The 22,699-nt window shown below is 59.9% G+C and carries 24 protein-coding genes; 9 read left to right on the forward strand and 15 right to left on the reverse strand.

Features of this window, described 5'->3' with window-relative positions; translation table 11 throughout:
- Positions 1-84: 84 nt before the first annotated feature.
- Positions 85-849, forward strand: coding sequence for a RibD family protein (locus TR36_RS05350; protein WP_045389453.1), 765 nt, complete (start codon positions 85-87; stop codon positions 847-849).
- Here the strand turns inward: TR36_RS05350 and TR36_RS05355 are convergent.
- Genes TR36_RS05355 through TR36_RS05370 form a run of 4 tightly spaced genes read right to left on the reverse strand, consistent with a single transcriptional unit; the run spans position 819 to position 3,961 of the window.
- The gene (locus TR36_RS05355; RefSeq protein ID WP_045389450.1) at positions 819-1,577 is read right to left on the reverse strand and encodes a hypothetical protein; all 759 of its coding nucleotides are present in this window, start codon (positions 1,575-1,577) and stop codon (positions 819-821) included. The genes TR36_RS05350 and TR36_RS05355 overlap by 31 nt on opposite strands.
- Positions 1,574-2,608, reverse strand: coding sequence for a glycosyltransferase family 4 protein (locus tag TR36_RS05360; RefSeq protein ID WP_202814368.1), 1,035 nt, complete (start codon positions 2,606-2,608; stop codon positions 1,574-1,576). Before TR36_RS05360 ends, TR36_RS05355 begins: the two co-directional genes overlap by 4 nt.
- The gene (locus TR36_RS05365) at positions 2,605-2,997 is read right to left on the reverse strand and encodes a 6-carboxytetrahydropterin synthase (protein ID WP_045389445.1); all 393 of its coding nucleotides are present in this window, start codon (positions 2,995-2,997) and stop codon (positions 2,605-2,607) included. The genes TR36_RS05360 and TR36_RS05365 overlap by 4 nt, the downstream gene beginning before the upstream one ends.
- Positions 2,998-3,007: 10 nt before the next feature.
- Positions 3,008-3,961 carry a zinc-binding alcohol dehydrogenase gene (locus TR36_RS05370; protein ID WP_237763520.1) on the reverse strand — a complete coding sequence of 318 codons (954 nt, stop codon included), beginning with the start codon at positions 3,959-3,961 and terminating at the stop codon, positions 3,008-3,010.
- A gap of 102 nt (positions 3,962-4,063) precedes the next feature.
- Between TR36_RS05370 and ribA the strand changes: the two genes are divergently transcribed.
- Entirely contained in the window at positions 4,064-5,176 is a 1,113-nt protein-coding gene (gene ribA, locus TR36_RS05375; protein WP_045389440.1) for a GTP cyclohydrolase II RibA, read from the forward strand.
- A gap of 7 nt (positions 5,177-5,183) precedes the next feature.
- Complete coding sequence (locus TR36_RS05380) at positions 5,184-5,948, forward strand: CDP-alcohol phosphatidyltransferase family protein (RefSeq protein WP_153010502.1); 765 nt, start codon at positions 5,184-5,186, stop codon at positions 5,946-5,948.
- A gap of 3 nt (positions 5,949-5,951) precedes the next feature.
- Here TR36_RS05380 and nhaA read toward each other — a convergent pair whose 3' ends face one another.
- Positions 5,952-7,145, reverse strand: a complete 1,194-nt coding sequence (gene nhaA / locus TR36_RS05385) for a Na+/H+ antiporter NhaA (RefSeq protein ID WP_045389437.1) — start codon at positions 7,143-7,145, stop codon at positions 5,952-5,954.
- A gap of 234 nt (positions 7,146-7,379) precedes the next feature.
- On the opposite strand from nhaA, the gene TR36_RS05390 reads away from it, so the two are divergent.
- Positions 7,380-8,306, forward strand: a complete 927-nt coding sequence (locus tag TR36_RS05390; protein ID WP_062762756.1) for a bile acid:sodium symporter family protein — start codon at positions 7,380-7,382, stop codon at positions 8,304-8,306.
- 2 nt (positions 8,307-8,308) lie between these two features.
- Here the strand turns inward: TR36_RS05390 and TR36_RS05395 are convergent, their stop codons facing one another.
- Complete coding sequence (locus TR36_RS05395) at positions 8,309-9,703, reverse strand: dihydrolipoyl dehydrogenase (RefSeq protein WP_192841317.1); 1,395 nt, start codon at positions 9,701-9,703, stop codon at positions 8,309-8,311.
- A gap of 99 nt (positions 9,704-9,802) precedes the next feature.
- Here TR36_RS05395 and TR36_RS15715 point away from each other — a divergent pair, with 99 nt between their 5' ends.
- The 3 genes from TR36_RS15715 (at position 9,803) to TR36_RS05410 (ending at position 12,097) form a co-directional block, all read left to right on the forward strand.
- Positions 9,803-9,961: a hypothetical protein gene (locus TR36_RS15715; RefSeq protein WP_192841318.1), complete on the forward strand. Its 159-nt coding sequence runs from the start codon at positions 9,803-9,805 to the stop codon at positions 9,959-9,961.
- Positions 9,962-10,121: 160 nt separating this feature from the next.
- Positions 10,122-11,378 (forward strand): hypothetical protein, encoded by a 1,257-nt coding sequence (locus tag TR36_RS05405; protein WP_062762608.1) that lies wholly within the window; start codon positions 10,122-10,124, stop codon positions 11,376-11,378.
- A 2-nt stretch (positions 11,379-11,380) separates the two neighbouring features.
- Positions 11,381-12,097, forward strand: coding sequence for a hypothetical protein (locus TR36_RS05410; protein ID WP_045389425.1), 717 nt, complete (start codon positions 11,381-11,383; stop codon positions 12,095-12,097).
- 9 nt (positions 12,098-12,106) lie between these two features.
- On the opposite strand, the gene TR36_RS05415 is transcribed toward TR36_RS05410, so the two are convergent.
- The 6 genes from TR36_RS05415 to araD all read right to left on the reverse strand — a co-directional run bounded on the left by TR36_RS05415 (position 12,107) and on the right by araD (position 18,303).
- Positions 12,107-13,579 (reverse strand): serine hydrolase, encoded by a 1,473-nt coding sequence (locus tag TR36_RS05415; RefSeq protein ID WP_045389422.1) that lies wholly within the window; start codon positions 13,577-13,579, stop codon positions 12,107-12,109.
- A gap of 110 nt (positions 13,580-13,689) precedes the next feature.
- Positions 13,690-13,842, reverse strand: coding sequence for a hypothetical protein (locus tag TR36_RS15720; RefSeq protein WP_192841319.1), 153 nt, complete (start codon positions 13,840-13,842; stop codon positions 13,690-13,692).
- 58 nt (positions 13,843-13,900) lie between these two features.
- On the reverse strand, positions 13,901-14,203 hold the full coding sequence (locus TR36_RS05420) for a hypothetical protein (RefSeq protein ID WP_062762759.1): 303 nt from the start codon (positions 14,201-14,203) through the stop codon (positions 13,901-13,903).
- Positions 14,204-14,327: 124 nt separating this feature from the next.
- The gene (locus tag TR36_RS05425; RefSeq protein ID WP_045389419.1) at positions 14,328-15,842 is read right to left on the reverse strand and encodes an aldehyde dehydrogenase (NADP(+)); all 1,515 of its coding nucleotides are present in this window, start codon (positions 15,840-15,842) and stop codon (positions 14,328-14,330) included.
- 10 nt (positions 15,843-15,852) lie between these two features.
- Positions 15,853-16,563 carry a ribonuclease activity regulator RraA gene (locus TR36_RS05430; protein ID WP_062762610.1) on the reverse strand — a complete coding sequence of 237 codons (711 nt, stop codon included), beginning with the start codon at positions 16,561-16,563 and terminating at the stop codon, positions 15,853-15,855.
- A gap of 9 nt (positions 16,564-16,572) precedes the next feature.
- Positions 16,573-18,303 carry an L-arabinonate dehydratase gene (gene araD, locus TR36_RS05435; RefSeq protein ID WP_062762612.1) on the reverse strand — a complete coding sequence of 577 codons (1,731 nt, stop codon included), beginning with the start codon at positions 18,301-18,303 and terminating at the stop codon, positions 16,573-16,575.
- A 137-nt stretch (positions 18,304-18,440) separates the two neighbouring features.
- On the opposite strand from araD, the gene TR36_RS05440 reads away from it, so the two are divergent.
- Complete coding sequence (locus tag TR36_RS05440) at positions 18,441-19,142, forward strand: GntR family transcriptional regulator (RefSeq protein WP_045389994.1); 702 nt, start codon at positions 18,441-18,443, stop codon at positions 19,140-19,142.
- 3 nt (positions 19,143-19,145) lie between these two features.
- On the opposite strand, the gene TR36_RS05445 is transcribed toward TR36_RS05440, so the two are convergent.
- The gene (locus TR36_RS05445) at positions 19,146-20,093 is read right to left on the reverse strand and encodes a 2-hydroxyacid dehydrogenase (protein WP_045389410.1); all 948 of its coding nucleotides are present in this window, start codon (positions 20,091-20,093) and stop codon (positions 19,146-19,148) included.
- A gap of 553 nt (positions 20,094-20,646) precedes the next feature.
- On the opposite strand from TR36_RS05445, the gene TR36_RS05450 reads away from it, so the two are divergent.
- Entirely contained in the window at positions 20,647-20,898 is a 252-nt protein-coding gene (locus TR36_RS05450) for a hypothetical protein (RefSeq protein ID WP_045389407.1), read from the forward strand.
- On the opposite strand, the gene TR36_RS05455 is transcribed toward TR36_RS05450, so the two are convergent.
- Both TR36_RS05455 and murA read right to left on the reverse strand, forming a co-directional pair.
- On the reverse strand, positions 20,895-21,368 hold the full coding sequence (locus tag TR36_RS05455) for a DUF2948 family protein (protein ID WP_062762614.1): 474 nt from the start codon (positions 21,366-21,368) through the stop codon (positions 20,895-20,897). The genes TR36_RS05450 and TR36_RS05455 overlap by 4 nt on opposite strands.
- Positions 21,369-21,430: 62 nt before the next feature.
- Positions 21,431-22,696 (reverse strand): UDP-N-acetylglucosamine 1-carboxyvinyltransferase, encoded by a 1,266-nt coding sequence (gene murA, locus TR36_RS05460; protein WP_062762616.1) that lies wholly within the window; start codon positions 22,694-22,696, stop codon positions 21,431-21,433.
- Positions 22,697-22,699: the final 3 nt, after the last annotated feature.

The following is a 22,699-nucleotide window of genomic DNA, read 5'->3' on the forward strand; positions in this document are numbered from 1 at the left end:
GGGGATTGCACGTCCGAAGATCAAGCCGCATTGACCCTTTCTTGCCGCACCCTAAACTTGGTCAATGAAAACAGGGCGGCATACGTGAACAATCTGACCATAACGGCCGATCACTGGCAGGACATGCTGAACCTGCGGCGGGGCGAAGGCGGCTATCACGGCCTGCACCCGGTGTTCAGCGAGCTGGCCCGCCGCGACCGGCCCTATGTGGTGGCACAGGTCGGCCAATCGCTGGATGGCCGCGTGGCCACGCCGGCCGGCGATGCGCGTGACATCTCGGGGCCTGACGGATTGATCCATCTGCACCGCCTGCGGGCATTGTGCGATGCGGTGATCGTAGGGGTCGGAACCGTCATTGCCGATAACCCGAGCCTGAGCGTAAGGAACGTCCCCGGCCCCGACCCTGTTCGGGTTGTCATCGACTGCAACGGTCGGATGCCGCGCAATGCCCAGATGCTGCATGACGGTGGGAGCGAGGTCCTGATCGTGACCGCCGAGGATGTGCCGCCCCCTACATTGGATGCGACCATTCTGCAGCTGCCCCGCATTCCTTCGGGTCTATGCCCTCGTGCCATTCTGAATACCCTGGCAGCCCGCGCCCTGACCACGGTACTGGTCGAAGGGGGCGCGCGGACCATCGGCCGGTTTCTGACAGGGGGGCACTTGGACAGGCTGCATGTGACGGTGGCGCCGCTGATCATAGGGTCAGGACCAAGCGGGATTGCCCTGCCCGATATCACCTATCTGGCACAGGCCACGCGCCCTGCGGTGCAGGTGCATAACCTAGGATCAGATATATTGTTCGATTGCGACCTGTCCTACTCGGCCAAGATCAGCACATCCATATGACCGACCCGGCATTCCGCTTCGGGGATCATCGCGATGCGGGCCTGCACCCATTTATCGATATCCGGAACCAGCCCCGTTTCTGCCACCGCTATGCCGATACCCCGCAGATATTCAGTCTGTAGCGCTTCATGATCGGCGGTCAGAACCCAGTCGCTAGGTCCTGAAACCACCCGGTAGCCCGGAACACTCTGGCTCAACACCTCGGCCGAGCGTGGGCCAAGCGCGGGGCCGAACCCCTTATCCCGCTGCTGGTGAAGGTTGAACGCGGCGGTAACAGCGGCATCCAGCGGATGGAAGACACTCCATTCCATGCGGCCATCGTAATTCAACGCGGCATATAAGGATGCACCGACCTGATCCAGCCGGGCGATAAGCCGTTGCACGTAATCTGCCGAACACAGATCGAACAAGGCCGAAGCTGTCACATGCCCTCCGGGTATCAGGGGCAATGATGCAAGATCGTTCAGATCACAGGGCAAAAGATTGGCATCGGGGTGGCGATGCCCGGCATGCTGCAACAGGGTGGCATCCATATCTGTCAACGTCCATTGCACATCCTGTGCCAGATATGACGACACGGCCCGCAGCGTGGAGCCCGTACCCGACCCCAGATCCAGAATGGACGTATCCGGGCCGACATCCGCCACAAAGGCCGCCAGAACGTCGGCATTCCGGGCTGCGGTATCTACGGGTTCACGCAGGGCCAACCACTCGGCAGTAAAGCTCATCTCGCCTCCAGAAATTCTGCAATGATTGCCGCAGTACCGCTCCATGATGGCAATTTCCGGCCTGCCGCATAGGCACCATCTGCCAGATTGCAACGCAGCGTCCTGTCGGTGAGCAACTGCCGCAATGCCATGGCAAAGGCCTGACCGTCATTCACCGACACCAGAATACCGGCGGTTGGGGGCACCACATCGGGTACGGCCCCCGCGTGGCAGGCCACGATGGGCAAACCCTGTGACAGAGCCTCGGCAAAAACCATGCCATAGCCTTCGTAGCGACTGGCCAGCGCAAAGATGTCGGCTTCAGCCATCGCCTTGCGCGTATCATCGACCTGCCCCACCAGCGTTATGCGGTCTGCCAGCCCCGATGCCCTGACTTGCTTCGTGATGTCCCGCGCGGTTTCCGGATCGAGATCAAGCGATCCGACAATGCTCGCCCGCCAATCCAGATCGGTCAGATGCGTCAGGGCATCGATCAGCACATCATGGCCTTTGCGCTGGATGATGGTGCCGATGGACAGGATATGCGGCACGTCACCCGCCCCGGTTGCCCGCGGGGCGGGCTCGGTTCCGGGCAAAGCCACGATGATATCGTCCGCTGCCAGATCGAAGGTTTGCCGCACATCACGGGCCGTGGATGGTGAGGTAACGACAACACCCCGTACCTGTGCCAATGCCGCCCCCTCGGAGGCCAGAAGCCGGGCTGCCACTGCTTCAGGCTGCCCCCCTTCCAGACCCAACGGGTGATGGACCAAGGCGAACAGGCGTAGGCGGGATGCCTCCCGCTGTGCCCAATCCGCCATCACGCCGAATGCAAGCCCGTCTACCAGAACCGTTGCGCCGTCCGGCAGTGCCGACAAGGCTGCTTCTGCCTCACGCAGCGTTTCCTGCGTGGGAAAGGGAAATCCCGCCCCCAGAGGCACGAGGTTTACCTGCCAGCCACGCGCCCGTAGCCCGGCAATGACCTGACGGTCATATCCATAGCCGCCGGTCCGCAGTTGCAGGTCTCCGGGATAGGCAAAATGCAGGATCATAGCGCGGCTTCGTACCATCCACGAGCCGCATGGCTTTCATGCAGGGTGACGCGGATACGGCAGATCCGGGCAGCCCCTTCGCCGAACCGGTCACGACCGTCCCGCAGCCCCTCGAAGATATGACGGGCCAGAAACTCGGTCGTCGTGATTTTTCCGCTTAGCGCGGAAACCTCATCAAGGTTCTGGTAATTCAGCGGTTTCAGCACATCAGCCAGCAGTGACGTCGCCGCACCGATATCGACAGCCAGACCATCGTCATCGATATCTTCGGTGAAAAATGCCGCATCGACCACGAATGTCGCGCCATGCATTCCCTGCGCGGGGCCAAAAACGGGGCGCGGCAGGCTATGCGCGATCATGATATGGTCGCGAACTTCAACAGCAAACATGGATCTACCTTCAGTAACGGATGCGGTGGCATAACGTAGCGGCATCATCAATGATGTCACCATAAACTTCGGCAAGATCGTCAAAGGCCGTCTCGCCCGATATCAATGCATCAAGGCGTGGATCGCAAAGCAGCTCCAGCGCCTTGCACAGCCGACGGCGATATGGCCAGCGCACACGGTGCGAAGGCGCCACGGCCCCTACCTGAGAGCTGATGATGGAAAGCCGCCGTGAATGGAACGCCCCTCCCAATGGAATGGTGGCGCGGCGGTCACCGTACCAGCTTGCCTCCACCACCCGCCCCTCGTTTCCCAGCGTCTCGATCGCGGCGGTCAGGGCTGCATCCGCACCCGAGGCATTGATGGCGATATCCGCATTTTCCAGCGGTGTGCCGATTTCCAGGCCCAATGCAGCCGCCACCTGCATGCGCCCACCCGAAATCTCTACCACCCGAAGATCGACACCCGGAATACGTGAAACCAGATGCGCCACCAACAGGCCCACCACCCCTGCCCCGAACACATTCACACGGTCCCCCGGGGCCACGCCCGCGTCCCACACGACATTCAGTGCCGTTTCCATATTGGCGGCCAGAACTGCCCGCTCGGGCGGCAATGCCTGCGGCAGGGTTGCAAGGGCCTCGGACGGCAGTTGGAATACATTCTGATGGGGGTGCAGGCAGAAGACCGACCGCCCCTCGTCCGTTGTGCCTACCATCGCATAGCCGTATTTGACCGGAAACGGCAGGTTTCCTGCTTGGTTCGGCCCCCGCATCCGTTCATATTCGGTTTCCGGTACCCGACCGTGGAACACCAGCCCCTCTGTTCCCCGGCTGATACCAGAGAACTGCGCATGGATGCGAACCAGATCATGCCGGGGTGCAACCCCCTCGGAACGAAGTTCGCAATGGCGTGGGGCTGTAATCCACAGCGCACGGGCGGGCATCATATCAGAGTCGGATGGCACGGCACGTCCTCTCGTTACATCTGTGAAACTCTAGCACCCCCGGAACCAAAAGCTACTCTCGGGCGTATAGGAATGTTGATATTCGGATATGGAGGATACCCGATGACCCTGCAGGAACGCACGCCGCAGACCGGCCAACCGGTGAATGCGGGTATCTTCTCGTCCCCCGGAATGTATTTCGAGCGTGCGGTATCGGAACTGCGGTTCGGTCGTCCGGTTATCCTGAAAGACGCGGATGACGTGATGGCCGTCATGGCGCTTGATGCGGCCTCTCCGCAACAGCTGGAACAGATGGCCACTGCCTCGGGTCATGACCACAGCCTGTTCCTGAGCGGGCAACGGGCCGCCCGGATGGGTGCCGCTTCTACCACAGGCGTCGTGATCCCCATGACGGGGCTGAATTTCGATACCGCGTCCCGCCTTGCCTATCATCCCGGAACGCGGCTGCCGACGGCATGGCGCTCCGCCCCCAAGATCATGGGATTGGGGGAACATTTGTGCGAAGCGGCAATGTTGCTGCCCGCCATGATCGTATCGCCCTACACCCCTGCATTCGCGGGCTGTGCCGAACTGGACGTTGCGCTGATGAATACGCTGGATGCCGAGCGGCGCGCCTATCGGATCATCGCCCGCACACCGGTGCCGTTGCGGGATATGGGGATGTGCGAATTCGTCGTTTTCCGCGGCGGCGTTGCCCATCGGGACCAGATCGCCATCATCGTGGGTACACCTGATTTCGACCGTATCGTTCCCGTGCGCCTGCATTCCTCCTGCATCACTGGGGATCTGAGCGGGTCCTTGAAATGTGACTGTGGTGACCAGCTTCAGAACAGCCTGCAATCGCTGCATGAGGCGGGCGGCGGTGTCCTTCTGTATCTGGATCAGGAGGGGCGCGGCACCGGAATCGGGTCGAAGATGCGGGCATACGGCTACCAGAATGCCGGTCTTGATACGATTGACGCCGACGCCGAGCTGGGCTTCAGTGCCGATCACCGCCGGTATGAGGCGGCATCTGCCATGTTGCAGGGCCTGGGGATCACGAAAATCAACCTCTATACCAACAATCCTGCCAAGGCAGAGGCATTGCGCCGTGACGGTCTGATCGTTGCACGGCGCACCCCCGTCTCCGGCCGCGTGACAGATGAGAACCGGAACTATCTGCAAACCAAGAACGCCCGCGCCGGACATATGATCGAGAACCTTTCTGACGGTTGAACAAACGATGGCCACCACTTCTGTTCCTGCATCCGGCTCCACCCCATGGCGGGGGGGCATCATGGCCACCGCAATTGCCGGGGCGGTATTGGGCCTTGGCATCTACGGGATATGGGCAGACTGGATGCCCATGATGATGGTGGCATTCGCGGTATATGTCCCGGCGACACTGATGATGTTCTCGGCCCTGCCACACCATGGCGCCCGGATATTCGGACCTGCAAATACCGTCACGGCCATTCGTCTGGCCGCCACCTCTTATGTGGCCGCAGCCATGTTCGTATCTGATGTGGAACTGCTGCGGCAGGGTGAGCTTCTGGGCAGAATAGACGATCCGCGGGTCTGGAGTGCGGTTCTCATAGCCTTGGCCGCGCTGGCCCTGGACGGGGTGGACGGATGGCTGGCGCGCCGTACCGGGCTTTCGTCCGATTTTGGGGCACGCTTCGACATGGAGGTGGATGCCGCGCTGATCCTGATGCTGGCCATCGCCGCATGGTCTCTGGGCAAGGTGGCACCATGGGTGATCATGATCGGGGCAGCCCGCTACATCTTCATCGTGGCCCAGGCATTCGTACCCGCATTGCGCGCGCCGCTGGCACCATCGTTCGCACGGAAAGCCATTTGTGTGGTGCAGGTTGCAACGCTTTGCGTGATCGTCATGCCGGTTGTACCAGACGGGCCTGCTACGGTGATGGCTGCCATTGCGGCGGCCCTTCTGGGGTGGTCATTCGGGCGGGATGTTCTGGCCCTGCTGAATGGCAGGACCAGCTAGACCTCAGGGCGTTACTCGGCGCGGTTCCCGCTTGGCAGACCGCAGGATCATGTATCCGATAATTCCGGATACGAAGGATCCCAGCAGAATACCAATCTTTACGCGATCCTGAACGCCGGGGTCGTCAAACGCCAGAAGGCCGATGAACAGGCTCATGGTAAAGCCGATCCCGCAAAGGATCGAAACACCCAGAACCTGCCGCCAGCTTGCCTGGGCGGGCAAATCCACGATACCCGTTTTGACAAGCACCACTACGGCCCCGAAGACGCCGATCAGCTTGCCAAAGAACAGGCCAGCCGCGACACCCAGTGTCAGCGGTGCCAACAGGACAGAAGCATCGACACCGGCAAACGAGACGCCTGCATTGGCAAAGCCGAAGATCGGAACGACAATGAACGCGACCGGCTTGTGCAGCATATGCTCCAATGCGTGAAGCGGGGATTCTGCAGGGGTCGCCTCCGGCTTGCCCGGCGTGCGGACGATCGGAATGGTCAATGCCAGCAGCACGCCCGCCAGTGTGGCATGTACGCCCGAGCGGTAGACAAGGATCCACAGCACGGCGCCCAGAATTGCATAAGGCACCAGAGAACGGACACCCTTGCGGTTCATCATCAGCAGCGCGCCGAATACGATTGCAGCCCCCAGCAGATCGATTACCGACAGATCCGATGTGTAGAAGATCGCGATGACGACCACGGCCCCCAGATCATCGATGATCGCGAGCGCGGCCAGAAATACCTTCAGCGATGCTGGAACACGCGGCCCCAACAGCGACAACACGCCAAGTGCAAAGGCGATATCGGTGGCCGATGGAATGGCCCACCCGCGCAGCGCGCTTGGATCGTGGATATTCAGCGCGACATAGATCAGCGCCGGCACGGCCATACCGCCGACGGCAGCAACCCCCGGCAGAATGCGGCGAGGCCAAGTCGAGAGCTGGCCATCCGTCATTTCCCGCTTGATCTCGAGACCGACCATCAAAAAGAAGACGGCCATCAGGGCATCGTTGATCCAGTGTTGAAGGCTCAGCGGGCCGATATAGGCGTGCAGGATATGCACATAGCTCTGACCGAGCGGTGAGTTGGCAACGATCAGGGCAAGCACAGCCGCCCCCATCAGAATTATCCCGCCTGAAGCCTCGCTATCCAGAAATTCGCGAAAACTGCGGTTACCATGGCGGGGTTGTGATGGCGTCATAAGGTATTATCCCTTCGTCAAAGGTTCTTGTCCGGTCTCCGTTGAACGGATAGCGACCGGGCGCACGCAGCACACGTCCGGGCCAGCCGACAATACCGCAGAACAGGCGGGCGTCCAGTCAATGCCGGACGGGGTGCCGTTTTGTCGCGGGGAATGCTTGCGACACCTACCCTTTTGGACTATTGCGAAAATTTGCGCCTGAACGCAATAAATTGGCGCGTAAACGGGGGTATCATGCGTTTAATTACATCACTGGCGGCATTCGTCGGCAGGACCTTTGCGGTCTGGGTTATTCTGTTCGCTGTGCTGGGCTTTTTGGCGCCGCAGACTTTCCGGCAGATCGGACCTTACATCGTTCCGCTGCTGGGCCTGATCATGTTCGGAATGGGTCTGACGATTTCCGCGGATGATTTCCGCGAGGTGGCCCGACGCCCATTCGATGTGGCCATCGGTGTGCTGTCGCAATTCGTGATCATGCCGCTGCTGGCGGTATTGCTGACCCTCATCATTCCCATGCCACCCGAAGTGGCTGCGGGGGTCATTCTGGTCGGCTGTTGCCCGGGCGGCACATCTTCCAATGTCATGACATATCTTTCCAAGGGTGATGTTGCCCTGTCGGTCGCTTGTACCAGCGTTACGACGCTGCTTGCGCCACTGGTGACCCCGTTCCTCGTCCTGCTGCTTGCCGAACAATATCTGCCGGTGAATGCGGGAGCCATGTTCCTGTCGATCGTAAAGGTCGTATTGCTACCCTTGGCCCTGGGCTTCCTCGCCCAGCGCCTTGTGCCGCGTCTGGTGGCTGTGGCGGTGCCCGCGCTGCCATTGGTCAGCGTTACCGGTATCGTTCTTATCGTGGCAGCCGTGGTTGCCCTGTCACAATCGGCAATCGCCACATCGGGTCTGATGATCTTCGGTGTCGTCGTCCTGCATAACGCGCTGGGCTATCTGGTTGGCTATACCGCTGCGCGCATTTCAGGCCTTTCATTGGCCCGACGCAAAGCGATCGCAATTGAAGTCGGCATGCAGAACTCTGGGTTGGGGGCCGCCTTGGCAACGGCCCATTTCTCTCCCCTCGCCGCTGTGCCCAGCGCGATATTCAGCGTATGGCACAACATCTCGGGTGCATTACTGGCCAATTATCTGGCACGGAAAACGGACTGATCCTAGCTTCCGAGCTGGGGCCCAGCGCGCCGCTGCCATGGCGTCGGCGCGTCGCATTTGGTGCAAAGCTGTTCCAAGGCGGACCGAAGTCCCTCTTCCAGCGTCGGGTGATAGATCGGTTGATCCAGAATATCACCGGCAGTCATTCCGGCGCTGATCGCCAGAGCCAGATATTGCGCCACATGCTCCGCATCCGGCATGCACAATGTCGCGGCGATCAGCTTTCCTGACTTGTCTGCGTGAAGGCGGGCAAAGCCGTGGGCGTTACCATCCACTTTCGCACGCCCCTGATCCGAATAATCTGCAAAGGCCGTCACATACTCCTCATCTTTCGGAAGCTGCCCTACCATCGCCACGCCGGGATGAACAAAGGCAACAACCAAAGGCACCTTGCGCGACGCTTTGCGGACGTTCGGATAGGTTGCCGCATTCTCTCCAGCAATAGTGCCTTCATCACTGGCTTCATGCAGCACGGCCCTGTCATGATTTGCATCCCCTATGACGAACACCGGCGCGTCACCGCATTGCAACGTTCGTGGATCGAACAGGGGTGTACCATGATCGTCCAGTTCCAGACCGCTTCGCTCCAGACACAGGCCGTCCAGTGCAGGCGGGCGACCGGCAGCCATCAGCACCTTTTCAAATTCCTGCTTGTTGCCTGCCCATTCGAATGTGATGCCCCCATCAGACAGAACAGGTGAAACATCGGCCCCTGTATGGATATCCATCTCTGACTGCAGGATCTCTGCCAGGCATCTGCTGTCATCTTCATCCAGTCCTGCAAGGGAATTGCCCTGATCAAACACTGAAACCTCTACCCCAAGGCGCGCAAAGGCCTGTGCAAGCTCCAGCCCTAGCGGCCCCGCTCCTACAACGGCAAGTGTTTTCGGCAGATCATCGATTTCGAAAACATCCTCGTTGCTCCACACGCGATCCTTCACACTCTCGAACGGTCCCGGAAGCATCGAAGACGCCCCGGTTGCGATAATGATCGTCTCTGCCTTTACCGTTCCACCTGTATCCAGCGCCAACAGCCCCGGCTCGGCAAAGGAAGCGCGTGCTTTGATGGCAACGCCGTCGGGCAAATCGTGGATGGTATCCTGCACTCCGGCAACGAAGCTATCCCTGTATTCACGCACACGGCGCATGACCGCAGGCCCGTCCACCTCCAAAGTGGCCCTGATACCGAACAGGTCAGCGTTTCGTGCGGTATGGGCAGCATTGGCGGCAGCGATCAGAAGCTTTGACGGCATACACCCCACTGCGGCACAGGTCGTCCCCCTGAATGCAGGATCTATCAGCAAGGTTTTTGCCCCGCGCGCCCTTGCCCGACGTTCGGCAGCAAGCCCTGCCGTTCCCGCACCAATGACTGCAACGTCGCATTCGATCTGAGGCATATTCATCTCCTTTCAAAGGCAACCATGGGCGTCGGTGGGCGGTTCCAATGGAACCATCACCATTTCGAGTGGTTTTCCTTACTGTACATGGAGGAACCGATGTCCGATCAAGATACCCCAAAGGCCGTTGCCGAAGTCGTTCATGAAGAGCGGCTGAAAGCGGCGAGTACGGAAGAAGAACGCCAGAAGATCCGTAAGCAAGGGATCGAACCCATGCTGTGCGAACCCAAGGACGACGGCAAGGAGTGGGACGGCTGACCGCACAGCCTCTCGCATCGATACGAGCCCTTAGGTGATTTTGGCATAACCATGTGACAGGAGGATACCTGTGCCATATCGTCGCCTCCCGTCCCCATCATACCTATGATTGTATAACTCCAACCTCTGCTGACCTTCATTGCCAGACGAAAGGCCTTTCATGGGCAACACCTCCCTGCGATCGGGCGATCGCTATGCACGCGAGCTCGAGCGGCACTTGGTATGGCTGGAAACATTCACGTCCACCGCTCTGGGTGTTCTGTCAGCAGCATCGGGGATCTATACGTACCTAGGGGTCCGAACCCTTCTGGACAGCACCGGAGCCTTTACCACGGTAGCGGCATTGGCCTACTCGATTGCCGTGTCTGTAGGGATCTTTGTATTCTGGTCCTACATGATGAAGCTGCTGCCGGCTGTGCGCAGTGCTGCTTCACGCGGGGGGTTGCTGCTGACCATGGCATTGGGCTGCGTCGCTATCGTTGCAATGTCTTCTTGGCTGAACGCTGCCGCCTTGGCCGGCTCTGCCGCAGTAGAGCAGCATATGGCCACCACGACGCAGGATTATCAGGCCGCGTTGGAGCGTGCCAATTCCAATGCCGTGGCAGGGCAATCCCTGTCGCGGGATGTGGCGCGTGTGCGCCAAAGCTTTACCGACCTTTCAGAGCAGGAGGAGGGTGGCAATCTTTCAGGCTTCGCAGGCCAGGGGGCCGTTTTTCGTGTGCTGACCCAAAAGGGAGCCGAATTGCAGGCACTGGAAGACCAGATCGCCGCAACGGCAGATCCGATTGCCGCAGCGTTTGCCCAAGGGAACGCCATCCTGAGCCGCATGCGCAGCCTTGGCGTTGAACCGGGGGCGATAGAGGGCCGTACCGTGCGTTTCTCCGAAGAGGCGGTGAATTTGTCCGGGTTGATTGCACAGCTGCGCCAGTTGAACCCTGCCCCGTTGGTGATGCGTGCCGCGCAGGACCTGTCGGATGCCGTTGTCCTGCCGGAACTGGACGGGATTACCGATGCAATCCGGACCGGTCAGTCCAGCACCATCCGGTCTGTCCTGTCACTGGTGGATCAACGTGCCCAGACTTTGGCGCAGGCAGCGGCCGAGGTTATCGCACTGCCCGCCCCGGATGAGGCTGTCTATACCCCCATATCTGCGGCAGATGCCGTCATTCTATATGCCGGCAACTTCGTACCTGCTTGGGCAGGGGCAATTGCCATTGATCTGTTGCCCGCCGTTCTGGTTTTTATCCTGATGGTCACACAGGCGGCCATTCGCAGCGGCCGAGGTGAAACGGTGAGCGATGACAGCATGACCGTGGGTGAACTACGGGCGGCCCTTGCAGCAGCCGATCTGTTACGCGAACCCTCCCCTGACCTGCGGGAGGATCCGCCCCCCGCATTGATCCGGCAGGCGGATTGACAGTGGCACGGCTTGCTTCGGCCCAAGGTGCGATCCGCGCCATACTGATAACCCAGATCGCCCTTGGCTTCGTCCTGATCGGTCTGGATCTGCGAAATACACCGGCGGGCGATGCACCCGGCATGTTCGCGCCGCCCGCGCAGGGGCCAAGCGTACGCCCCTATCGCCCGGACATGCGCCCCGGCTCTCCCGGCACACCTGCGATGCGGCCTATGCCCGACCGGCTGGCATTCGAAATAGAGGGCGAAAATCTAAACATCACGGGCCAGATCGCTGCAGGGGATGCGGATCGGTTTGCCGCATGGTTGCAGGAAAACAGGCCCGACATTACCGGGATCAGCCTGGACAGCTCTGGCGGTTCGGTCAGCGATGCCCTAGCCATCGGTCGTACCATCCGCGCCGCAGGATACACCACGCTTGTATCCGATGGGGCCGTCTGCATGTCCGCATGCCCCTACATCCTGGCGGCAGGCACCGAACGTCAGGTCACCGAGGGCGGGATCGTCGGAGTCCACCAGCATTATTTCGGGGAAAACACCATTCTGCCCGCGTTCATGGCGGTCAAGGATGTGCAGCGCGGTCAGGCCGCTGTGATTGATTATCTGACAGAGATGGGCGTCGATCTCAGGATCATGAGCTATGCCCTGCGCACCCCGCCGGAAGAAATCAATGTGCTTTCCCCCGACTTGATGGCCGAACTCAACCTGACCACGGTATAGACGGCATCCCTATGCCAGCCTGTGATATTCGACAACTCTGGCACGGCTGACCGAGAGCTCGGCAATATCGGCCTCAAGAAGCCGTAGACAGATACGCCGACCAAAGGCATTGAACAGCCAGCGACCGCCCCCCAGAGGTACAAGCGTAACCGGGGTTTGCATGGGGCCACTCCCCCAGAACAACTGCTCTCCTTTGATGCGGAATATGGCGCCTTCATGCATCCACAAACCGTCCAGCCGGCCCGACGCGGGTTCCGCCCGGGCCGGGTACAAACGGGCGGGAACATGCCCGACAGTACCCTCCAGCACCCCGTCCACAACACATAGCGAGACCTGCGATTGAGGCGCACGGGAATAGACCCCACCATTACCATCTCCATAAAGGCATTCCTCCGCATCGCGCAGGATTATGCTGTCAGGTCTGACCTCTGCCCAAAGGTTTCCGCTTTTGGTTACATAATGGCCCGGCGGTGCCCAATCCTGCGCTGGAATATCCTGACAGATATGGCCAACCAAAGATGCCATCGTCTTTTCGGCCATATCACCCGCTGCGGCATCATCACGGTTCGACAGGACCACAATGCCGATCCGGTGCTCGGGCCAGATGATGAAGGAAGAGCGATAGCCGGATTGGGCCCCGCCATGACCGGTCATCAGCCGCCCGCCCATATCAAAACTGCGCAGCCCCAGCCCGTAGCCTGTAGGCGTTCCATCCAAGAGGGGCACGGGTGCCTGGAGGGTCGCCAGGCTATCCCGCCCCATCAGGTCCATCAGCCATTTCACCAGATCGCGGGCGGAGCCGCTCAGGGATCCGGCAGCGGACAGGTGCATCCCCTGTCCCCCAATGATCCAGCCATCCGGTGCAGGCACATATCCCGTTGCCAGATAGGGCACCGGATCGCTCCACATTTCGGATGCATGCATTCCCGTCCCCAGACGGGCGGCCGTTTGTGCAACATGGTCGGCAAATACGGCCCCACGGGCCTTCAGCCCAGCCTCGACCAAGCGGTAACCTGCATTGGAATAAGCAACTTCGGTGCCTACAGGCGCGTTGAGCCTTGGAATCGCGCCGCTCCAGCGCAGCAATTCATCAGGCGTTGTGACTTCACCTGCACTGATGCCTGCCAGTGTCAGAAGATCTCGGGTATCCGGCAACCCGCCCTGCATCGACAGGGCCTGACGGATCGTGACAGCACCCGGCACAGGATGCATATCCGGCAAAAGCTGCTGCAGCGGGGTGTCCAGAGGCAGATCCTGCCCCAGCACGAAGTCCGCAAAGACATGTTTGGTGACCGAAGCCCACCGCGCCACCGTATCAACATTGAACGGGCCGTTCTGACCCAGATTGGCCACGCCCCGACCTTCGGAGAACCGGATTCCATTGCAGTCAAACCCCGCAATCACACCACCGGGATCATTCTGGCTCCACCCTTCGAGCAGCGTCCGGGCCTGCCTTGCAGCGGTGTTCCAATCCAGTTCCATCGGGGCATCCTTTCGATTGATGTACCGCTTATAGAACACCGTTCCACAAGCGAAAGGCATTGATCCGGAATGAAAACGGCCCGCCAGATATGGCGGGCCGCTTCAACAGGTCAGTAGTTCGCGGGCGGATCACTTGCCGGGAAGGATTCGTCGGATTCCTCGTCGACTTTCTTCCAGTCCTTGGGCGGATTTTTCATCTCTTCCGTACCGGCGGGGCGGACATCTTCGTGATCTGTGCGTTTATCGTTTTTGTCGTCAGCCATGTTGGCCTCCTCATAACGTCAGGTGACAGATCAACGCGGGAAATCGGCCCGAGTTCCCTTATCGTTTGCGCCGTGTTCCTCCCGGCACCCGGGAAAGAAAACCCGGTGGCCGGCGGTTGACCCAAGCAGCAAAAGCAGCAATGCGCAGGTGCATGCGCAGGGCAGCGATCGTGTTGAAATTGCGCGCCAGTTCGACCTCGGACAAGGCCGCATGTATCTCTTTATGGCAGATGTGGTGCAACAGCACGGTCGGCCCCTTCGCCCCGCCCTTCAGGCGCGGGATCAGGTGGTGCAGACTTTGCGGCACATCCGGCGGGATCGGTCGATCACACAACGGGCAGATCGGATCGGTTTCTGTCATCCCCAGAACATAGGATCGGCGCGGTATTTTCCCAATGATAACGAGGGGAGTAACGGCTTTTTTCATGAAAATGGCGGGGACAAATGCCCCCGCCATTCGATATTCAGACAGACTTATGTGGCAATCAGGCCAGATCGCCTGTCAGCAATGCTTCGGGCAGGTTCTGGAACGAAACCGGACGCAGGAAGCGGCGGATCGACAGGGTACCGACACTGGTCGCACCGAAGTTGGTGCTGGCAGGGTACGGACCGCCGTGAACCATGCTGTCCACAACCTCGACCCCGGTCGGGAAACCGTTCACGAGGATACGACCTGCCTTGCGCTCCAGCACAGGCATCAGCTTGCTGGCAGCTTCGGTATCACCGTCATCCATCAGGACAGTGATCGTCAGCTGGCCTTCAAGGCCCTTTGCCAGACGCACCATATCGTCGGTGCCCTTCACGCGGACGACCAGACCGAGCGGGCCGAACACTTCTTCAGCCAGTGTATGGTCTTCAAGGAACGCCGATGCCGAAACCTCATAAAGGTTCGGGCCTGCTTCGCGCCCCGAGGATTCCGATGTCATTACCGGACGCACGGAATTTCGGCTGTCAAAACGGGCCTTGCCGTCCTGATACGCCTTGGCGATGCCATCCGTCAGCATGACCTGATTGGCCGCAGCCTTCAGCGCCGTCGAGGCTGCCTCGACAAAGCCGTCACCTTCGGCACCTTCGGGCACAACAGCGATCCCCGGATTGGTACAGAACTGGCCTGCCCCCATCAGCAGCGACCCTGCCCAGCCTTCACCCATCGTGGTGCCGCGCGCGGTCAGCGCCTCGGGCAGAACGAACATCGGGTTGACGGACCCCAGTTCGCCAAAGAACGGAATAGGCTCGGGGCGTTGTGCGCACAGATCGAACAAAGCGCGACCACCGCCCAGACTGCCCGTAAAGCCGACGGCCTTGATCAGCGGGTGCTGGACCAATGCGGTACCGACATCGCGGCGTCCGCCCTGGATCAGGCTGAATACACCTTTGGGCATGCCGGTTTTTTCGATTGCGGCATGGATGGCTTCGGCGATGATCTCGCCCGTGCCGGGGTGTGCGGAGTGGCCCTTGACCACAACCGGGCAACCCGCCGCCAGTGCTGCCGCCGTATCACCACCTGCGGTGGAGAATGCGAGCGGGAAGTTCGACGCACCGAAGACCGCAACCGGGCCGATCGGACGCTGGATCACACGGATTTCAGGGCGTGCTGCCGGTTTGCGATCGGGCTGGGCCGCATCCGTGCGGCGGTCCAGATATTCACCCTTACGGATATGGTCGGCGAACAGGCGCAGCTGGCCGGTGGTACGGCCACGCTCGCCCTGCAGGCGACCCGTGGGCAGACCTGTTTCTTCTGTGCCGATCTGGGTGATCGCATCGGCGCGGGCCTCGATCTCGTCCGCGATAACCTCGAGAAACTCGGCGCGCTTTTCACGCGGCAGGTAGCCATAGGTCCAGAACGCTTCTTCGGCAGCCTCGGCGGCGCGGTTGACCAGATCGACCGTGCCTACCGAAAACTTATGCGCCTCGCCCGTGGCGGGTTCGGATGAAAAAGTGGAATCGGTGCCAACCCATTCACCAGCAATCAGGTGTTTGCCATGCGGGGTAAAAGTCATCGTCGTCTCCTTATCGTCCGTTTGTCTTCCGCCATTCGGCGAATAGCGAAAGGTTTGCTTCGTCTGTTGCGGGATACAGGCCGATGATGGTGTGGCCGGCATTCACACGCTCCAGCACGAAATCTTCGTAGGCTGTCATCTCGACTGCCTCGTCCGCGATTTCATCCGCGATTTCGGCAGGGATCACGATGACGCTGTCATCATCACCAACGACGATATCGCCCGGAAAGACAGCGACGTCGCCGCAGCCGATCGGCACGTTAATGTCGATGGCCTCATGCAAGGTCAGGTTTGTGGGGCTGGACGGGCGCGAGTGGTAGGACGCGAAATCCAGCTTCGCGATGTTCATCGCATCGCGCAGACCGCCATCGGTCACGACACCTTCGGCGCCACGCTTCATAAGACGGGTGATCAGAATGTCACCTGCCGATGCCGCGCGCGGGTCCTTGCGGCTATCCATGACCAGAACATGGCCTTCGGGGCAGGTTTCCATCGCCACACGCTGGGGGTGCTTCGGATCGCGGAAGATCGTCATCGGGTTGCGGTCTTCACGGGCGGGCATGTAGCGCAGGGTAAAGGCCGGACCGACCATGTTCTTGCCACGCGGGGTCAGCGGGCGCACATCCTGGATCGTCTGGGTGCGCAGGCCACGCTTGTACAGGGCCGAACACAGTGTTGCGACCGATACACCCATCAGTTTGTCACGGGTTTCAGATTTCATAACAGTACCTCAGTTAATGACCGGCTCGGCGACTTTTGCGCCGAAACCGGTGGTCAGGAAGTCGAAGTCGCAGCCCTTGTCGGCCTGTTCGATGTGCTTGGAGAACATGTAACCGTAGCCGCGTTCGTAATGCGGTTCGGGTGCAGTCCATGCGGCACGGCGGGCCTCCAGTTCCGCCGCATCCACAACCATGTTCAGGCTGCGTGCGGGGATATCTAGCTCCACCATATCGCCCGTTTTCAGCAGGGCAAGCGGCCCGCCGATAAACGCTTCGGGCGATACGTGCAGCACGCATGCGCCGAAAGAAGTGCCCGACATCCGCGCATCTGAAATACGCACCATATCGCGCAGGCCCTGTTTCAACAGGGCCTTGGGCATTGGAATCATTCCCCACTCCGGCATCCCCGGTCCACCCTGCGGCCCTGCATTGCGCAGAACCAGCACGGTATCGGGGGTCAGCGGATAATCGGGATCGTCGATGATTTTCTTGAGTTTGGGGTACCCGTCGGCCACCAATGCAGGGCCGCGGTGCCGATGAAAGGCAGGGTCACAGGCTGCAGGTTTGATCACCGCACCGTCCGGACACAGGTTCCCCTTCAGGACGGCCAGCGACCCCTCGTGATATACAGGATTGGTCAGCGGGCGGATGACATCGTCATTCCAGACCTTCACATCCGCCAGCCCGTCCACCAGAGGTTTGCCCGTTACAGTGATGGCGGTCGGGTCAAGTTTATCACCCAGCTGCTTCATCAATGCGCGCAGACCACCGGCGTAGTAGAAATCTTCCATCAGATAGGTGGTGCCGGACGGGCGTATATTGGCAATTACCGGGGTACTGCGGCCGATCCGGTCCAGATCATCCAGATGCAGATCGACCCCTGCCCGCCGTGCCATCGCAATGACGTGGATGATGGCATTGGTAGAGCAGCCCGTGGCCATGGCAACCGTCACCGCGTTCTGAACGGCGGCCGGGGTGATGATCCTGTCCGGCGTAAGATCCTCCCAGACCATGTCGACGATACGCCGCCCGCATTGCGTGCTCATCCGTTGGTGGCCTGCATCCGCAGCAGGAATGGATGAGGCGCCGGGCAGGGTCAGGCCCATCGCATCGGCAATGGCCGTCATCGTGCTGGCCGTGCCCATCGTCATGCAATGGCCATAGGATCGTGCGATACCGCCCTCGATCCCTGTCCACTCTTCCTTGCTGATGGTCCCTGCCCGGCGTTCATCCCAATATTTGAACCCGTCGGTACCGGATCCGAGGTATTTGCCCGCATAGTTTCCGCGCAGCATCGGACCGGCCGGCAGAAACACGAACGGCAGCCCCATGCTGATGGCCCCCATCGTCAGGCCCGGAGTGGTCTTGTCACAGCCGCCCATCAGGACCGCACCGTCAACCGGGTGGGAGCGGAGCAATTCCTCCACCTCCATCGCCAGCATGTTGCGGTAGAGCATCGTCGTCGGCTTTACGAAGTTTTCCGAGAGAGAAAGTGCGGGGATTTCCATTGGGAAACCACCTGACTGCAGGATGCCGCGCTTCACCCACTCCACGCGATCCTTGAAGTGCATGTGGCATGGCTGCGCATCAGACCATGTATTGAGGATGCCGATAATCGGACGACCTTCCCAATCGGCAGGATCATACCCCATCTGCATCGTGCGGGAACGATGCCCGAAAGACCGCTGATCATCGGGCAGCATCCACCGTGCCGAACGCAGCTCCTCATATTTTCTGGTCATGCGTCCTCCGCGCCAAGTCCATCCCTCCCCAGGATCGCCTTGTGACACACTAATATATTAGTGTTATGGACACTACAACTGAAAAACCGTATGCATATCCCATTGCCGTTGCTGCGGCGTTCCGCCCGAGATACCAGATGACGCTACCGGCCATGACATCCCTGACCCGACCTGACGCCGCTGCAGGAAGCACTGCGCAGCGTCTGTATGACAGTTTGCGCCACCGTATCGTCATGCTGGACCTGCCGCCCGGCACTGTTCTGTCGCGGGTGGAATTGACGGTCGAATATGCCGTCAGCCAGACACCCCTGCGGGAAGCCTTGCAGCGATTGGCTCAGGATGGGCTGGTCGCCATTCGCCCGCAATCCAGAACGGTGGTGACGCCGATCGACACCAATCAACTGCGTGAAGCGCATTTCCTGCGCGTTGCACTGGAATGCGAAGTGGCACGTGGATTGGCCGAGGCCCCACCCGAAGGATTGATTCCACGCCTCCGCTCCATCCTGCGGATGCAGCAGGCCGTGGCAGAGGATCCGAACCAGTACCGGCTATTCCAGGAACTGGACGAGATGTTCCACCAGACCCTGTTTGACACGATGGGCCAGCCGGAACTGTACCGGCTGATCAGGGAACGATCGGGACACATGGAACGTGTGCGGCAATTGAATCTGCCGGAAAAGGGCAAGACCGAGCATATTCTACGACTTCACAAGGAAATCGTGGATGCCATCGCATCATCGGATCCCGAGCTTGCCGTTGCCCAGACACGCGCGCATCTGGGCAACACCGTCAGGATGCTGGAGGGGCTCCGGGAAAGACACCCCCATTATTTTGCCTGAAAATCAGTCCGGGCTGTTTACCGGGGTCAGAAGAGGTTTGCCCGCAAAATAGGCTGCAAGGTTATCCACGGCCAGTTGATGCATGGCGTTACGGGTTTCCACCGTACCACTTGCATGATGGGGATAGAGCGTGACGTTCGGCAGGGATGTCAGCTCCGCCGCAGGCGCAGGCTCGTCCATGAAGACATCCAGACCCGCAGATGCGATGCGCCCCTCTTTGAGCGCGGCAATCAATGCCGGTTCATCCACTACGCTGCCCCGCGCAATATTGACGAAGCAGCCGTCGGGCCCCAGAGCCGCCAGCACCTCGGCAGATACCAGATGCCGCGTGCCTTCGCCCCCGGTGGTTGCCGCGATCAGGATATCGGCCCATTCAGCCAAAGCCACCGTGCTGCTGAAATATTGATAGGTGACATCCTTCGGATTGCGACCGGAATATCCCACCTCGAGATCGAAGGCCTCACAACGGCGGGCGATGGCGCCGCCAATATTTCCTAGGCCGACGATACCGACGCGCTTTCCTGCGGTGCAGGTGGTTAGCGGGAACATTCCCTTCCGCCCCCAGTCGCCGGAACGGACATAGGCATCCGCCTCGACCAGACGGCGGCGGGCGGCAAGCATCAGCAGGATCGCCGCATCGGCCACATCGGCATCAAGCGCCTTTGACGTATTCGTCAGATGCACACCGGCACGCGTAAGCGCATCCACATCCATCGCCTCATACCCAGCCGATGAACATGACACGATGCCCAATTCCGGCAGTTGTGCCAGAAGGGCCTCATCGATCTTGCAATGGCCGTTTCCGTAGATCGCACGAATTGATGGCCCCACCTTCTGGATCAACGCGTCCTTGTCTTCGGCCTGATCCACGCGGTGGATGGTATACTCACGCTGCAACTGCTCCATCTGGGGTGCAGGCGGGGCGTTGACGATCAAGATGTCGGGTTTCATGCGGTATCCTTGTGTCGGGCCGACAGACTACGGCCCCCGATTTCAGGAACGGAGTAGATGTACCGGCCGCATAGCGCGACGGGACAGCCCCCGAAGGTTCAAAATGATAGGACGCTGCGACTGACAGCTGCAAGCGCGGGCTGCCATTTCAGGTGCAGGTTACCGAAAGAATCGAAGGCCCCGGAAAACACGACTCAGCCGCACGCGATTCGCGACAAAAGATGGATTTCGGAGAGCCAAGCAGGCCGCTTCGGGCCATCAAGCACAAATTTCCGCAGGTCATATCGAAAATATCAGACCGGATTTTTTCGAGAAAAAGGAAAATTCCAGTGTCACCACCCACCGGCGAACGAGCGATAATCGGTTATTAACCATCTGTAACTTATACAAAATACATGCGCTCCACCATAAGGCAGCACTTATCCAAGAATAAAATTCTACAGATCCGCCCGTCAACGCAAAAACTTTTATATTGATAAACACGACAGACTTTGTCGTTATTAAGGTATTAAGACGTTACATCTTACATCGCAGTAGCACAGGAGGTTTACCGATGTTCGCTCAGGTTCTGAAACAAGTCGGCATGGCGTTTCGCGCATCCGCCCGCGCAACAGCACAAACGAACTCCAACACGTTCTTTGAGGTTCAGCTGATTGGCGCACCTGTGGCGCACCATGTTTATGGTGCCGTACCACTGACGATCACCACCACCCGCCCGCTGGAGGTTGCGGGAGAACTGATGCGAGACCGCGATCCGTCTGTGTGGGACGTGCTGATCCGCCCCGTACAGATGCGTGTCAATTAATCGTCGTGCCGCGGGATCTGGCGTGAGGGGGCCAGATAAGGGCGCGTTACATCCCGCAAGGTGGCGTCGATCGCCTCGACCCGCAACGAGATTATGCCATCCCCGGCAAAAATGATTTCCAGGGTGCCGGCACCATCGGTTTCCGGCACCCAACGCAACGAGAGGATCGACAGGATGATATCCTTGTCATCCTTGTTGATCCCTTGGCTGCGAACACCCAGCACCCCCCCGAACACCAGCAACGACCGTACACGTTCCGGCTTGCGCCCGCGTTCGGAAATCGCAGCATCCTCCCAGCGAAAGCGGTTGACCAGCAGCGCAAACTGCCGCTTTGCCACCCGGTATTTCATCTCCTCTATCGGCAGGATGGCGTCCTGCACCAAGGAGGAAATGACGCCAAGGTCATCGGCGTCCTCTGCCCCCAGATAGATCGGGCGGTCTTCACCATCTTCAAATCGTGCATCCGCCATGATCTATCCTTCTCTGCAAACTCTTGGTCTCAAGGTAAGGGGCGCGGGTTCAGGTGCAACCCTTACGCCTTGATACGTTCAATATGCGCGCCGCATGCCGACAGTTTTTCTTCTACCCGCTCGTATCCCCGATCAAGGTGATAGACGCGGTTGACGACCGTCTCGCCCTCGGCAGCCAGCGCGGCCAGAATCAAGGAAACCGAGGCCCGCAGGTCGGTTGCCATAACCGGAGCGCCGCGCAGCTTTTCCACACCGTGCACCGTCGCATGTCCGCCATGGACCTCGATCTTCGCACCCATACGGATCAATTCAGGGGCGTGCATGAACCGGTTCTCGAATATACGCTCCTCCAAAACGCTTGTACCTTCGGCGGTACACAGCAGAGCCATCATCTGCGCCTGAAGGTCCGTTGGAAAACCGGGGAAAGGCTCTGTCACGACATCGACAGCGCGAACGCGGCCATTTTTCCGGCTGACTTTAAGCCCGTTTTCCGTTTCGACCACCGAAACACCCGCGGCATCAAGGCGTTCACAGAATGCCTCGACCAACGAGATGCGTCCGCCCAGCAATTCCACTTCCCCACCGCAGATCGCGGGGGCCAGCATGTAGGTGCCCAACTCGATCCGGTCAGTGACGACAGGGTGCGTGGCGCCGTTCAGGCGATCAACACCCTGAATCGTAATCGTGGAGGTTCCCTCCCCCTCGATCTGCGCGCCCATGCGACGCAGACATTGGGCCAGATCGACGATTTCCGGCTCACGCGCCGCATTTTTCAGGACAGTCGTACCTTTGGCCAAGGTCGCAGCCATCAGGGCGTTTTCCGTCGCCCCAACCGACACGATCGGGAATTCGAACACGGCCCCTTTCAGCCCCCCAACCGCTTTGGCATGCACATAGCCGTCACGCAGCTCCAGATCGGCGCCCAGGGCCTCCAACGCGCGCAGATGCAGATCGACAGGACGAGCGCCGATGGCACAGCCGCCAGGAAGTGACACGATCGCATGGCCATCCCGTGCCAGCATCGGGCCCAGCACCAGAATGGAGGCCCGCATCTTCCGCACGATATCATAATCGGCGGTGTGATTCGAAATATCATGCGAGGAAAGCGCCAACACCTGTCCCTGCTGAAGAGGAACAACCTCTGCCCCGAGCGACCCCAGCAATTGCGTCATCGTGCGGATATCGGACAGGCGCGGCGCATTTGTCAGCGTCAGCGGCTCATCGGTCAGAAGTGTTGCCGGCATAAGCGTCAGGCAGGCATTCTTTGCGCCCGCAATCGGAATTTGGCCATTCAGCGGGCCATTGCCGCGTACGAGTATCGAATCCATCTG

It is taken from the genome of Falsirhodobacter sp. alg1, assembly GCF_000739715.2.
Lineage (GTDB): Bacteria > Pseudomonadota > Alphaproteobacteria > Rhodobacterales > Rhodobacteraceae > Falsirhodobacter.